Source organism: Candidatus Neomarinimicrobiota bacterium (genome assembly GCA_034716895.1).
GTDB lineage: Bacteria > Fidelibacterota > UBA8477 > UBA8477 > JABMPR01 > JABMPR01.
Genome location: JAYEKW010000085.1, coordinates 1 through 13,727, shown reverse-complemented (window position 1 = coordinate 13,727; position 13,727 = coordinate 1). Strand labels below are relative to the sequence as shown.

Genomic DNA, 13,727 nt, shown 5'->3' with positions numbered 1-13,727 from the left:
AAATGCCTGAAAAAACAACCCGAAGACGTCAGCCCTTGAAAGAGAATCCCCGACGTCGGTTTATCCCGAATTCGCTTACCATCTTTAATATGTTTCTGGGGTTTATGTCCATCATATCCTCATTCAATGGTGATTATTTCTGGGCTGCCTGGTTTATCATCTTTGGTGGTATATTTGATGGTTTCGATGGCAAAATAGCCAGAGCCCTTGACAGTACATCTGATTTTGGAATCCAATTCGATTCGCTTGCTGATATTATTACATTTTGTCTGGCACCTTCCATATTTGTATATATGGTCTGGGCTGAGCCCCTGGGACAACTGCTTGGAGGTTTTTACGCCTTTATGCCGCTCATGCTCGGCTCCATCCGCCTGGCCAAATTTAACTTGGAGGCAGATAGTGAGCAAAAAGTGGGTTTCTACGGAATTCCAACCCCATTAATGGCTCTTACCATAGTTGGTATCTGGCTATTTTTCAGTCAGATCCATGAGTATCCCATATTCAACTGGACACCGAAATTGCCAGGTGGCGATGCCCGCATTGTGCTGCCATTTATTATGATTATTTCCAGTCTCATGCTTTCAAAGATTCCTTTTGCAAAATCCCCCAAAATGAGCTTGAGGGGAACTGGAAAAGAAAAATGGGGGCTCATTTCAGCCCTTTTGATGATGATTCTGGTTTTTGGCAGTAAAGGATTTTTACTATTTCCACTGGCTGTTGTTATGATCCTGATTAGCCTCTTCAAGTGGACCAAAAGCCGTCGTGACGCAGAAGATGGTATTGAGGTGCTTTGATGGATCCGAGACGTCGAAATGTTAAGATAATTGTACTCATGATCTTTAGTGGTGCTATCATTGGTACCGTGCTGGGTGATGTTGCCGCAGCATTGCTTCCAGAAAGTGTCGTTCGTGACTTTTTTGTCCTGGCTTTTGATTCAGCTAAATTTGGATTGGCAGAACCATTCGTTCTCGATCTAAGGATCTTTTCCATCACGTTTGGTTTCACTATTAAAGTTAATTTTATGGGCATAGTAGGTATGGGTGCTGCATACTACCTGTTGAGATACTATCGTGTTTAAGAATAATTGTAAATTATAAATATTGGCGGAACCGCAAAAAGTATTTGAAAAAACATGAAAAACGACTTAACAACAATAATTATAATAGGTTACGGAAATATGGCGTATGTTTATAATAATCAACACTTTGCGTCATTTCGATGAACTCAATACAACGCTCTGCGCGCTCTGCCTGCCCGCACGAAGTTATACGCAGGCGGGCGAGAGGGACTTTTTGCGAGGGCGTCAATATTAAGTAGAAAATGATAAGGGAGTAATCCATGGGTTTACCAGGTGGCTGGGAATGGCTAATAATCATTCTGTTTATTCTGGTCTTTTTTGGTGCTAAACGCCTGCCTGAAATGGCAAAAGGACTAGGGAAAGGTATTCGTGAGTTTAAGGGTGCTTTAAGTGGCATCACGGATGAGATCGAGAAAGCAGGAAAAACCCCTGCTGAACCAAAGACTGACACCAAGCAGGAAGATAATAAACAGGACTAATACCATTTGGAATTATAATTGGTATAAGATCTGACGTCCAGAAACTGTTGACGTCTCCTGTTCTACAAAATTCGATTAATATTTATGGCCGGACTTGGGTGGTAAACAAGTCCCTCAGCCTGGATTGAAGTAAATGATCCAGAGGTTTGGATACAAAAAAAATACCAGACCGCAGATGATCAAATGGAAACAATGAATTATCAAATGATTATAATACCAAGTGCACCTCCAACCTGCACCTTAACTTCTTCAGCTTTTTCCATTTTTCTGCACTTAAAGTTCCTACCATAGCTAGGGCTATGCTAAAAACTTGAAGCTTGATAAATGAAAAAATCATTTGAATTTATAGTGCACTTTAGAGATGCTATTGGTATAACTCATGATCTAAGTGTCGATCAAATGGTTGGTCCCTGCACTAACGGTGAGAGGTAAAGTGATTATTGCGTTTCAACATCCTGGGTTAATATGGTTGTTCATCCTTATCCCGATCCTGCTGGCCGTGTATGTTCTCTGGAGTCGGAAACGCTTCGGTACATTGCGATTTTCATCATTTTATTTATTTGAGGGACTCTCATCCAGCACAGGAATGTGGCGCAAGCATGTGCTTTTTGGTCTGAGATTATTGACCTTGAGTGCCCTGATCCTGGCGCTTATGCGACCCCAGGAACGCAATGCTTTGCAGGAGATGAATGCTGAAGGTATTGATATTATGCTGGTCATCGATATCTCTGGTTCTATGAAAGCCATGGATTTCAAACCGAATCGCCTTGAAGCAGTTAAAAAAGTGGCTCAAACCTTTGTGACTCAGAGACAGAATGATCGTATCGGTCTTAATGTCTTTGCTCGTGAAAGTTTCATGCAATGTCCCTTGACCACTGACCTGAATCGGCTAAATGAGTTTATTGGTGATATTGCGATCGTAAACGAGAAGTTCGATGGCACTGCTATCGGGATGGCTTTGGCGGGTGCTATCAATCGTTTGAGAGAGTCTGATGCAAAGAGCAAGGTCATCGTGCTGCTTTCAGATGGCAGGAACAATGCTGGTGAACTGGATCCCATCACAACTTCAGAACTAGCCCGGGATTTTGGTATTCGTATTTATACCATCGGAGCAGGTAAAAGGGGTACTGCTGCCATGCCCGTGCAAACCGTTATTGGTGTGCGACAAGTTCAGGTGAAAGTGGATGTGGATGAGGAGACCCTGACCCGCATTGCTGATATTACTGGAGGACAATTTTTCCGGGCCACAGATGAAAAAAGCCTGGCGGCGGTCTATCAGGAGATCTCTGAGATGGAGACCACCAAGTATAGCGTCCGAGAATATGTTCAACACGCCGAACTGTTTTTCTACCCGCTCCTGCTGGCACTGGCACTGCTCGTTTTGGAATATGTGCTTGAACGCAGTATTTTCAGGAGATTCCCCTGATGATTCGGTTCGAAACCTTCCCCATATTAATGCAGTGGATATTGTGGTCCATAATTCCGTTGCTTATTATGATCGGGATATGGACGCGGTTGGTCAGAAGGAGGGTCATTGATCGAGCAGGAGATCCAGCGCTCATCGAACAGCTCTCACACAGCGTGAGCACCAGGAAGCGTCGTCTCAAGGATCTACTCAGGTTTCTGTCGATCCTGTTAATCTTATTGGCTGTCTGGGGACCAAAATTCTCTGATGAATTGACTGAGATCCATCGTGAAGGTGTTGATATCGTGATCCTGTTGGATGTTTCAAATTCCATGCGGGCTCAGGATATTAAACCGGATCGTCTTGAGAAGGCACGCTTTGAATTGAGAAAATTACTCAAAGAATTACGGGGAGATCGAATTGCTCTGGTGGTCTTTGCTGGTCAGGCTCATCTACAAACACCCCTTACCCTGGATTATTCGGCTTTTGAGATGTTTCTGGATATTTCTGATGAATCTTTGATCGGAGTACAGGGGACCTCCTTCGAAAATGCCCTTGAAGTAGGCCTGAGTGCCTTTGATCAATCGGATAAGCAACACCGGGCCATGATCGTTATTTCTGATGGTGAGGATCATGAAGGTCAGCTTGAAGCAGTCCTGGAACGGGCTAATACTGAGAACGTGATCATTCATACTGCTGGTATTGGTTCTTTCTCGGGAACGCCCATCCCATTGTATGATGACCGTGGAAAATTAAAGGGATATCGTAAAACCAACACCGGTGAAGTAGTTACTACACGACTGTATACTGAAACACTGCAAACTATCAGTATGAGTACCGGTGGACGGTTTGTGCATCTTAACACAGCAGCAGCCAGTCTTGATGAGATCTACCAGGATATCCTCGGAATGGAGCAAAAAGAATTCAGTCGTCACGAATTTACAAATTTTAAAGAGCAGTATCACTGGTTTGTCTGGTTGGCTCTGCTCTTCCTGGTTCTGGATCTTTTTATCACAGACCTGCATGGAACAGATCGGAATTGGCAGGGGGATTATATTCGTGATTAGTCGCTCATTAAGTACAACACCCAATAAAATGCCCTTAGTATTCTCAATCCTTGACGGCCTCGCAAAAAGTACCTCTCGCCCGCCTGCGTATAACTTCGTGCGGGCAGGCAGAGCACGCAGAGGCGCAGAGTATTGATATTTATGGATTTAGGAGTATTTGCGTTATGTGGTTAATATCAAATGAGTTAGGGCGTATTTGATGATTTTTAAATTACTATTTGCGGTTTCGTCAATCCTTGTCATTATTTCTTTTTCTACAAGCCCTGTACTGGGACAAAACAAAGCAGCAAATGCTTTTGAAACAGAACAATATGAAACTGCTATTGAAGCCTGGGATAAATTATTGAAAGAGCATCCTGATCTCAAAGGGATCCATTACAACCAGGGCAATGCTCAGTTTAAACTGGGTCAGTTGGATGAGGCCATCAGTGCCTATGAACAGGCTTTGAGTGTGCAGGATCGTGATGCTTTGGCTGATATTTACTATAATCTTGGAAACTCATGGCTGCATAAGCAGGATGTGGATCGGGCTAAGGAATTCTACAGGCAGGCACTGCGTTTGCGACCTGGGGATATTGATGCCAAAGCCAATCTCGAATTGCTGAACCACATGCCACCACCGCCACCTCAAGAGCAGCAATCTGATCAGGATCAACAGGAGAACCAGGAGCAGCAACAAGATCAAGATTCTCAATCAAAAGATCAGAATGACGACCAGGAAAAGCAGGATCAACAAGAGCAAGATCAACAGGAACAGGATGAACCAGAGGAAAATGAGCAGCAAAATTCTGAGGGGGATCAGGAAGAGTCTGAGCAGCAACAGGAACCACAAGATAGTGAAGTTGAACCTGATCAGGAGGCACTTTTGAATGCTCAACAATTATTGGATGCACTAAAGGATCGGGAAACCGAAAATATGCGTGAGCAGATCCGGCTGAAAACATCAGGACAGGATAATGAGAAAGACTGGTAGCGTGCCGAACCCTTCCAAATGGCTTGTTGTGTTCATGATGATCCTGATCGGCCAGAGTCTGGCAGCTCCCCGCATAACTGCAAGCATTGATGCCAAACAGGTCCTGGTACAGGAATCAGTCACTTTGACCATCGAAGTTGAAGGCAGTGAAGTCATGCCGCAGATCAGATTGCCGGATATTAACAAATTGGCTCTATTATCAGGCCCAATGCAGTCTTCAAATTATAGTTACATCAATGGTAAGATGAGCAGTAAAAAGTCATTGAGTTATACCTTTGTCGCGCTTGAACCAGGCCAGGTCACCATCCCATCCCTCAAAGTATTTCTAGGTAAGCAAACCTATCAAACTCAGACTTTAAAGCTTGAGATCGTTCGTGCTCGTCGTTCAACTTCAAAGCCTGTCAAATCCCAGAAAAGTGTCTTTCTGAAAGCGATCCCGTCCAAGTACAGTGTTTATATCGGTGAGCCGGTTAGTGTTAAATATAAGCTTTTCACGAAGGTTGGTGTTTATAACTATCAAGTGGATAAACTGCCAGATGCCGTAGGATTCTGGGCAGAAGAGATCCCACAAGCATCGCAACCCAGGCTTGTCTCTGAAATAATCGATGGAGTTCGCTATAATACTGCTGTACTGAAACATGTGTTATACTATCCAACACGATCAGGAGATTTGCTTATCGATCCGCTCAGAACAGAATTGGAGATCGAAGTACAATCGAACCAGCGTAATCGACGTATGTTCAATGATCCCTTTTTCAACAGCACTCGCAAGGCCACCAAGAATTTTTTATCCAATCCGGTCAGGATCAAAGTGAAAAGCCTGCCAGAGCCAAGACCAGCTAACTTCAGTGGAGCTGTTGGCAAATTTCAGATAAAAGCGAATCTGGATACAAATGCCGTTTTTGTGCACGATGCTGTGGGGTTAAGTATCACCTTAAAAGGATCAGGCAACTTCAAATCATTAAAATTGCCCGAACCCCAGGTACCTGATGGAGTCGATATCTTTAAACCTGAGCGAACAGAGTCTATTGCGATTCGGGGTCTGAAACACAGCGGTGAAAAAAGATCAACCTACCTGCTTGTGCCAAGAGAACCTGGAAAAGTGGTCATTGATCCCATTGAATTCACATATTTTGATCTGAATGCACAGAAATATATCACCAAGAGCAGTGGCTGGATCAAGATGACAGTCTATGATGCCCAGGGGAATCAACCTGTTGTTACTTCAGGGTATAGCCGGGAAGAAGTTGAGTTGATGCAGGATGACATCCGCTATATCAAGGCAGCAGACACCAAATTTAGCAAACCCCAGGCTGCTCCATTTTCTGTGAGCTATTGGAGCATTCATGTTATGGGTATTCTAGCTTTAATGGGTGTATTTGGATATGAATACCGAACCCGCCAGCTTCAGGGGAACACCAGTTTGCGTCGAAGCGTGAAAGCGTTGACCCAGGCGCGTAAAAAGCTGAAACTGGCGCAACGATTGTCAGATGATTCTGAAGAATTGCGAGCCCTCTTGCACCAGGTTATCATCGGATACATTGGTGCTCGCCTGGATATCGCTGAAAATGCAGTGGATACTTCCGGCTTGACCAATCTACTTAGGGATAAGGGTCTTAATGAAACGATCATTGCTGAAACGGAAGCATTTCTTGAGGGGCTGACCATGGATCGCTTTGCACCGGGAGCTGTCCAGAGATCTGCCTCAGAATGGATAGATGTAACCCAAACCCTGTTGCAGGATCTGGGGAGGGTGCTATGAGAACCCGTCATTTGGCTGTCCTCTACACACTGCTGTTTATGGTCAGTTTCAGCTATGCTGTCGATTATGAACGTATCATGCTTTCCGGAAATCAATATTATGAGCAGGGTGATTTTGATCAGGCGATCGAAGCATATGAAACCATCTTGAAATCAGATGGGGCAACGGCTGCTCTTTACTACAATCTTGGAAATGCCTATTTCAATCAAAAGGATTATGGAAAGGCCATTCTTTACTTTGAAAAAGCCCGAATCTTAAGTCCCCGAGATGCCGATATTTTACACAATCTCAAATTCAGTAAACTATTTCTTAAGGATCGATTTGATTTGCCAGAACCCATGCCTTTGGTGGCCTGGTTCGATGAGATCCGCCAAAGTCTTGCATTGGCAGAACTACAGTTCTGGGAGACTACCTGGTTTATCCTGTTGATTCTGGGCATCGCATACTTCCGCCTATTCGGAGTTGAACGGGGTAACAGATCGATGCTATTGCCTGTGGTGCTGGTTGGCATCCTATTCGTATTAACAAGTGGCTGGTTGTGGAATCGAGCAGTCTCGCTTGATGATCAACACGCCATTCTTTTGGTTAAGGAGGCTCGGATCGCCAGTGCTCCACTGGTCAGTTCCAGCACCTTATTTGTAATTCATGAAGGAACTTCAGCAGAAATATTAAGTGCCACAGACAGCTGGTATGAAATTAGATTGGCAGATGGAAAAACAGGATGGGTCGTACATGAAGCAGTTGGCGTTTATTAGTTTTCTCTTACCCCTCTTATTGTGGGGTCAAAGATCGGTTGGTTTGGATGAATCTTTTGATCCAACATCCCTCAATGATTGGGCTGATTCAAAGGCACGTATTGAACGGATCAAATCTTTGCAGGAATACTTTGACGGGTTAGGGGATCTGGTTGATACCGTTGAGATTGTTGAATACTCAGATTATGTATATCGAGTTCAGTTGGGAAGCACCAATGACTATGATGCAGCCATCGCTTTTGAAACGCGTGCGGCAGCTGCATTTGAGGAAGATATCCTGGTTCAATTCGATAGTCCCTACTACAAGATCAGAGTTGGGATGATGAACAACCGTGAAGAAGCGCAAAAATTACAGCAATATGCCATCAAAAACGGGTATCGCCGAGCCTGGGTTATCAGGACAAAGAATATCCCTTATACAGAATAATAGAGTGGGAGAATTATGTCAGGTCACAGTAAATGGTCCACCATCAAGAGAAAAAAGGCAGTTGTTGATGCTGCACGAGGTAAAGTATTTACCCGCGTTGCAAAAGAATTAACCATCGCGGCTCGTTCTGGTGGTGGTGATGAATCAGCCAACCCGCGCCTGCGAACTGCCATGGCTACTGCCCGGGCTGCCAATATGCCAATGGCGAACGTAGAGCGTGCCATTAAGAAGGGCACTGGCGAACTTGAGGGAGTCATCATAGAAGAGATCGTATATGAAGGTTACGGTCCAGGTGGTGTTGCTCTTTTTATGGAAGTAGCTACAGATAATCGCAATCGTACCGTCTCTGAAATTCGCCATCTGTTAAGCAAGCATGGTGGTAACCTGGCCAATGCTGGCGCTGTTACCTGGATGTTTGATACCAAAGGTGTGATTCAGGTTCAAGGTGAAGGCGTCGATGAAGATGAACTCATGATGACTGCTCTGGAGGGTGGCGCTGAAGATATGAGCAATGAGGCCGATTACTTCGAAATCATTACCGCTCCCACTGATCTCAATGCGGCCAATGAGGCCATTATTGAAGCAGGCTACACGATTGAAGTGGCTGAAATTCAGCATATTCCCAACAATTTTACAGAAGTAAGTGCTGAGGACCTGCCAAAAGTGGTGACGCTCATGGAGATCCTGGATGACTACGAGGATATGCAGAAGTTATCAGCCAGTGTTAATTTTACCGATGAGATGCTGGAAGGACTGGAGTAAACTCTGAGGATCGTTGGCATAGACCCTGGTCTTCGTATTCTCGGTATCGGTGTGATCGACTACGATGGGAACCGATTTATTCCAGTTTATTCTGGGGTAGTGAAAACTAAAAATAGCGATTCTCTGGCCGATAAATTGTCCCAGCTGTACCACGGCATCACAGAAACCATAAAAACTTTTCAACCTGATGTATTATCTATCGAAGAAGCATTTTATGGAAAGAATGCCAAGACGGCTCTTTTGATGGGGCATGTTCGCGGTGTGGCCATGTTAGCCGGTCGTCATGCTGATCTGGAAGTTCATGAGTATGCTGCCCGAAAGATCAAATCGTCAGTGACCGGCAACGGAGCTGCGGATAAACAGCAGGTTCTCTACATGGTGAAACGTTTGCTCAAACTCAAGGAAGATCCAGTAACGCTGGACGCTTCAGATGCCTTGGCCATAGCCATTTGTCACGGTTTGAACTATAAGTTAGCAAAACTGGGGTCATGATGTACGAATTCATCTCTGGAAAACTGGTAAATAAACAACCTGATTATATAGTCATTGAAACTGGCGGTGTGGGGTATCGGCTTAAAGTTTCCCTGAGCACTTACGAACAGTTGCCAGGTGAGGGAGATATGGTTAAGGTTTACACCTATCTGCATGTCCGGGAGGATATCTTGGATCTTTATGGATTTGCTCATATAGTGGAGCGCGAATTTTATTATAATTTGATCGGTATTTCCAAGATCGGACCCAAAGCTGCCTTGGCAATCCTCTCTGGTGGCTCACCTTCTGAGATCAGTAATTGGATCCTGTCCGAGGATGCCAAGACTATTGCCAAAACACCGGGAATCGGTCCAACCACTGCCAAACGTATCATCCTTGAGCTTAAGCCCAAGATCGAAAAAGGTCTGGGTATCACTGAGCCAGGTGATCTTACTACTACACTTGGAACCCGCAGTGTTGAGGAAGAAGCCATCATGGCTTTGGAAGCGCTAGGCTATGCCCGTTCAGAAGTTTATGCGAAGATCCGCAAAATTGTGAAGGACAGTGACACTCAATTAACTACTGAGCAATTGATCAAAAAAACCCTGCACAAGTAAAGACAAGGCAACGCCTTGTTTCAACAATGCTTCGCCTCAACAATGCCACAATTAGTATAAAGCCTTTTCTCAATACGAAATAACGCATGGTATATGATAAACTGATACTTGGTGGGGGATTGGTGGGACTGGCCACGGCTTTGGCGATCAAGGAACAGGATCCGGATTGTCATCTGGCTGTTCTGGAAAAAGAAGGGGATTGGGCTCAGCATCAATCCGGTCGCAACAGTGGCGTGATCCATGCCGGTGTTTATTACAAACCTGGTAGTAAAAAGGCTCAATTTGCCTTGGCCGGAAATGCTTCGCTGATCGCCTTTTGTCAGCAACATGACATTCCCCACGATCGATGCGGCAAATTGATCGTAGCAACTGCCAATGACCAGCTATCTGGGTTGCATATATTACATGAAAGAGCGATGGCTAATGGACTGGATATCAGCCTGTTAGATACTGATGAAGCCCATGAGATCGAACCTCATGTCAATTGTGTGGCTGCCCTGAAAGTCCCTTCAACCGGTATCGTCGATTTCAAGGTTGTAGCTGGAAAATACATCGAATTATTGCAAGATCAGGGTGTTGATCTCATCCTGAATTGTCAAGTTGAGGGACTAAAGGAACTGAACCGGGGATACGCAATAACCACCGATCAAGGTAGCTTTCAAACAAAATACTTGATTGCTTCTGCAGGGCTTTTTTCAGACCGCATTGCAAAAAAAGCTGGTGTGAATCCGCAGATGAAGATCGTGCCTTTCCGGGGTGAGTACTGGCACGTGAAGGCAGAGAAGCGTCACTTGGTCAGGAATCTGATCTACCCAGTACCCAACCCAAAATTTCCCTTTCTGGGTGTCCACATGACCCGTCTGATTGATGGTAGTGTCCATGCGGGACCCAACGCAGTACTGGCCTTCAGCCGCGAGGGCTATACCTGGGGTGCCATTAATGGGCGTGATTTGTTCGAAACCTTGACCTTCCCTGGTTTCTGGAAATTAGCAGGCAATTATCTGGGTGAAGGCACCAGAGAAATGGTTAGATCAGTTTTCAAAGCAGCCTTTCTGAAAAGTGTTCAGAAATTAATCCCTGAGATTCAGTCAGATGACCTGATCAGGGGTGAAGCTGGAGTTAGAGCCCAGGCCTTGCGTTCAGACGGCAGTCTTCTCGATGATTTTCATCTGGTGGAAGCTAAAAATGCCATCTTTGTATTGAATGCACCCTCACCAGCAGCCACAGCCAGTTTGGAAATTGGGAAATATATTGCTGGAAAAGTGTTTGGTGACAAGCGACCAGTGATGAGTGACAGGTGACGAGAGACGAGTGACGAGTAAGCCAATATCGAACTCAAAAACGCTTCAAACTCAAGAACTCAAAAACTCAACAAACTCACCTTACCATCAGCAGCAGTTGTCAAAACTGCATTTCCGTTTACTGGTTCGACCGCATTAACCAGACCGTCACTGACCCGGTAGTGCCAGAGCAACTCTCCAGTAGAACTATCCAGACAATACACCCAACCATCTTTGGTGCTGAAATACAAACGTCCATCCTGCTCAACCATAGCCGCCGCATTGAAATCATAGCCGAAGCCAACATGCCTGTCCCACTTTAGCTCAAATTCATCAGACGCACTGTTAATGGCAAATACGCTGTCCTGCATAGTGCGGGCGAAAATGGTTTCACCATCTTCAGAGATACCGATCATTTCCCGGACCTTGTGACCTGTTTTGCGCCAAACCGTTTCACCGTTAGCATTATCGATGGCAGTCATAGCTCGATCAGGTGCCACAACAAAGACCTTTCCATGAGCTGAAACCGGCCAACAAGCAGCTGGTGAATACAGGAGACCAGATCTGCCATCAGACCACTTCCAGAGCAATTCACCGCGCTTGGCATGAAGCGCATAGAAGCTGCCATCCCAGGCGCCAAACATGATCTTATCCTCAGCCATGATCGGACGAGTTTCGATATATCCACCAATTTCAGGATAAGCCCATTTGACCTTACCGTTACGCAGGTTCAGACATCGGAAAACCCCATCACCACTACCGATATAAACCCGGTTCTTATGGATGAGAGGCGACCCCAGAACTGATCCAGTGGTTTTAATTTGCCACTTCAATTTACCATCACTCCCTGACAAACAAGTGATAGTCGAATCAACCGATCCTACAATTAATCGATCCCCTCTAATTGCCGGTGTGGAGTGAATGGCTCCCTGACCCTGCCAGTTCCAGGTGGGTTGACCGTTGCTTATATCCAGAGCAATCACGGCACCTGACATCGTGCTGACAAAGACAGTATTGTCGTGCAGAGTTGGATTTGAAGTGATTAGTGAGCCAACTGAAGTTTGCCAGGCTAGCGTAACACCGGATGTTTCGTTATGAGAATAATCAGGGAGCGGTAAACGCAGTGAATCACGATAATCATGATTCCCCAGAGGTAGCGAATGCCATAGTTCCAGACTATCAGTTGCCAGAGACTTCTCATAAAAATCAGCCTGGTTATCCTGGAGACGAACCAAGGTGTAGCCACTGGAGTCCTGCTTTCTGCGGAGAGTTGAACGACTCATGATGCCAGGTATTCCTTCAAAAGAAGTCACTCTGTTACCGTGACCATGCCCATGAAGCACTGCTTGAATGTTGTAGGGCACGATAACATCCATAAAGGCATACCAGTTGTCTACTGAAGGATCAAGGGGGTAGTGTTGCACAATAAAGATTTTCTGCCTGGGGTCGGGGAGAGCCTGGAGAATTGAATCGACCCACGTGATATCTGCCGGATCGATATAGCCATCGCCCATCCGTAACATGGGTCCTTGATGGATACCAATAAATCGAAATTCGCCAATCTCCTTGTTGAAACGGTCAGCTCCCCAGATCTGTTCAAAACGTTCGCCTCCAGATGAGGACCATTTTGTGTCGTGGTTGCCGGGAATGATCAAGTAGGGGATATTCATGCTGTCCAACAAGGATTTGGCCAGCATGAGGTTTTGACCCACATCCATTTCAGAGACATCACCCGAAACTATGGCAAATGAGATCGACCCGTCCTGGCTGATATCCCTGGTAACACTATGCAAGTCATCATATCCCGTTGAAGCGCCTACATGAGTGTCTGTCAACCAGGCAAAACTGATCGTTGTAGAATCCGTAGTTTGAGACCAAACCACAGTGGCGGTCAGAATTATGCTAAGCAGTGAGCGAATTAGCAGGAGCATGAGAATCCCTCTTTCTTTAAATATTAAGGTGGCAGTTATTAGTCGTACAGAATGATGCTTCGAGCCTCAGCAAGACTCGTCTCCGTAAAGCTCTCGAAGGGCTAACAGGAATTGAGCTCATGAATGGAATTTGCGACTAACCTTCGCCGGTTTAATAACAGATTGATACACATTAAATAACATACCTTAGTTTGAGCGGCTTTCAGACGATATCTCGCTGAGAATTTATCCAGACCATTTGCGATAAACATGAATATTCTCTCGATTTATACCATATTCAGTTCCAAAGTAGTTGCAGAAAAGAACTCGATTTTTGATTAGCTTGACCAGCCTATTTCTGCACCATAGCTGCCTACAATACTGGTGCTGGGAATGTTGCAAGAGCGTTGACAGGAACCACCAAACTGAGACCCACTGCGGTAGCCAATCAGAGATCGCCAGAACAGATTTATAAACTATTGCTTAAAACATTGCCTTATGATGAGACCGAGCAGTATCTTAAAAAAAGTGACGGAAAGAATGACCTACTACCAGGCCTGGTCAGAATAGAGAGCGATGCACCGCTCAGGATGGGGTTTATCTTGGTTTGCTATTAAACCGGCCCATGTTATCCGTAAGTATATTTTACATATTATAGCCACAAAGTCACTAACCTGCATTATTCATGAATTATTGCCACGAAGACACTAAGTCACGAAAAGTATTAAAGTTATGAACAAG

14 protein-coding genes are annotated in these 13,727 nt (G+C 45.1%); 13 read left to right on the top strand and 1 reads right to left on the bottom strand.

What is annotated here, in order from left to right; all coding sequences use genetic code 11:
- The first annotated feature begins 2 nt into the window (after positions 1–2).
- The 13 genes from U9Q77_05630 to lhgO all read left to right on the top strand — a co-directional run bounded on the left by U9Q77_05630 (position 3) and on the right by lhgO (position 11,097).
- Positions 3–794, top strand: coding sequence for a CDP-alcohol phosphatidyltransferase family protein (locus tag U9Q77_05630; GenBank protein MEA3286836.1), 792 nt, complete (start codon positions 3–5; stop codon positions 792–794).
- Positions 794–1,078, top strand: coding sequence for a DUF4321 domain-containing protein (locus tag U9Q77_05625; protein MEA3286835.1), 285 nt, complete (start codon positions 794–796; stop codon positions 1,076–1,078). Before U9Q77_05630 ends, U9Q77_05625 begins: the two co-directional genes overlap by 1 nt.
- A gap of 260 nt (positions 1,079–1,338) precedes the next feature.
- Positions 1,339–1,557 (top strand): twin-arginine translocase TatA/TatE family subunit, encoded by a 219-nt coding sequence (locus U9Q77_05620; GenBank protein ID MEA3286834.1) that lies wholly within the window; start codon positions 1,339–1,341, stop codon positions 1,555–1,557.
- 388 nt (positions 1,558–1,945) lie between these two features.
- Entirely contained in the window at positions 1,946–2,983 is a 1,038-nt protein-coding gene (locus U9Q77_05615; protein ID MEA3286833.1) for a VWA domain-containing protein, read from the top strand.
- Positions 2,983–4,029, top strand: coding sequence for a VWA domain-containing protein (locus tag U9Q77_05610; GenBank protein ID MEA3286832.1), 1,047 nt, complete (start codon positions 2,983–2,985; stop codon positions 4,027–4,029). The genes U9Q77_05615 and U9Q77_05610 overlap by 1 nt, the downstream gene beginning before the upstream one ends.
- Positions 4,030–4,228: 199 nt before the next feature.
- A complete protein-coding gene (locus tag U9Q77_05605; protein ID MEA3286831.1) occupies positions 4,229–5,002 on the top strand; it encodes a tetratricopeptide repeat protein in 774 nt (257 codons plus the stop codon).
- A complete protein-coding gene (locus U9Q77_05600; GenBank protein ID MEA3286830.1) occupies positions 4,986–6,764 on the top strand; it encodes a BatD family protein in 1,779 nt (592 codons plus the stop codon). The genes U9Q77_05605 and U9Q77_05600 overlap by 17 nt, the downstream gene beginning before the upstream one ends.
- Complete coding sequence (locus U9Q77_05595) at positions 6,761–7,519, top strand: tetratricopeptide repeat protein (protein MEA3286829.1); 759 nt, start codon at positions 6,761–6,763, stop codon at positions 7,517–7,519. Before U9Q77_05600 ends, U9Q77_05595 begins: the two co-directional genes overlap by 4 nt.
- Positions 7,497–7,946, top strand: a complete 450-nt coding sequence (locus tag U9Q77_05590) for an SPOR domain-containing protein (GenBank protein ID MEA3286828.1) — start codon at positions 7,497–7,499, stop codon at positions 7,944–7,946. Before U9Q77_05595 ends, U9Q77_05590 begins: the two co-directional genes overlap by 23 nt.
- 15 nt (positions 7,947–7,961) lie before the next feature.
- Positions 7,962–8,708 (top strand): YebC/PmpR family DNA-binding transcriptional regulator, encoded by a 747-nt coding sequence (locus U9Q77_05585; protein ID MEA3286827.1) that lies wholly within the window; start codon positions 7,962–7,964, stop codon positions 8,706–8,708.
- Between the two features lie 3 nt (positions 8,709–8,711).
- Positions 8,712–9,200, top strand: a complete 489-nt coding sequence (ruvC, locus tag U9Q77_05580; GenBank protein ID MEA3286826.1) for a crossover junction endodeoxyribonuclease RuvC — start codon at positions 8,712–8,714, stop codon at positions 9,198–9,200.
- Positions 9,197–9,796 carry a Holliday junction branch migration protein RuvA gene (ruvA, locus tag U9Q77_05575; GenBank protein MEA3286825.1) on the top strand — a complete coding sequence of 200 codons (600 nt, stop codon included), beginning with the start codon at positions 9,197–9,199 and terminating at the stop codon, positions 9,794–9,796. The genes ruvC and ruvA overlap by 4 nt, the downstream gene beginning before the upstream one ends.
- Before the next feature lie 86 nt (positions 9,797–9,882).
- Positions 9,883–11,097: an L-2-hydroxyglutarate oxidase gene (gene lhgO / locus U9Q77_05570; protein ID MEA3286824.1), complete on the top strand. Its 1,215-nt coding sequence runs from the start codon at positions 9,883–9,885 to the stop codon at positions 11,095–11,097.
- A gap of 59 nt (positions 11,098–11,156) precedes the next feature.
- On the opposite strand, the gene U9Q77_05565 is transcribed toward lhgO, so the two are convergent.
- Positions 11,157–13,007, bottom strand: a complete 1,851-nt coding sequence (locus U9Q77_05565) for a PQQ-binding-like beta-propeller repeat protein (GenBank protein ID MEA3286823.1) — start codon at positions 13,005–13,007, stop codon at positions 11,157–11,159.
- Between the last annotated feature and the right edge of the window lie 720 nt (positions 13,008–13,727).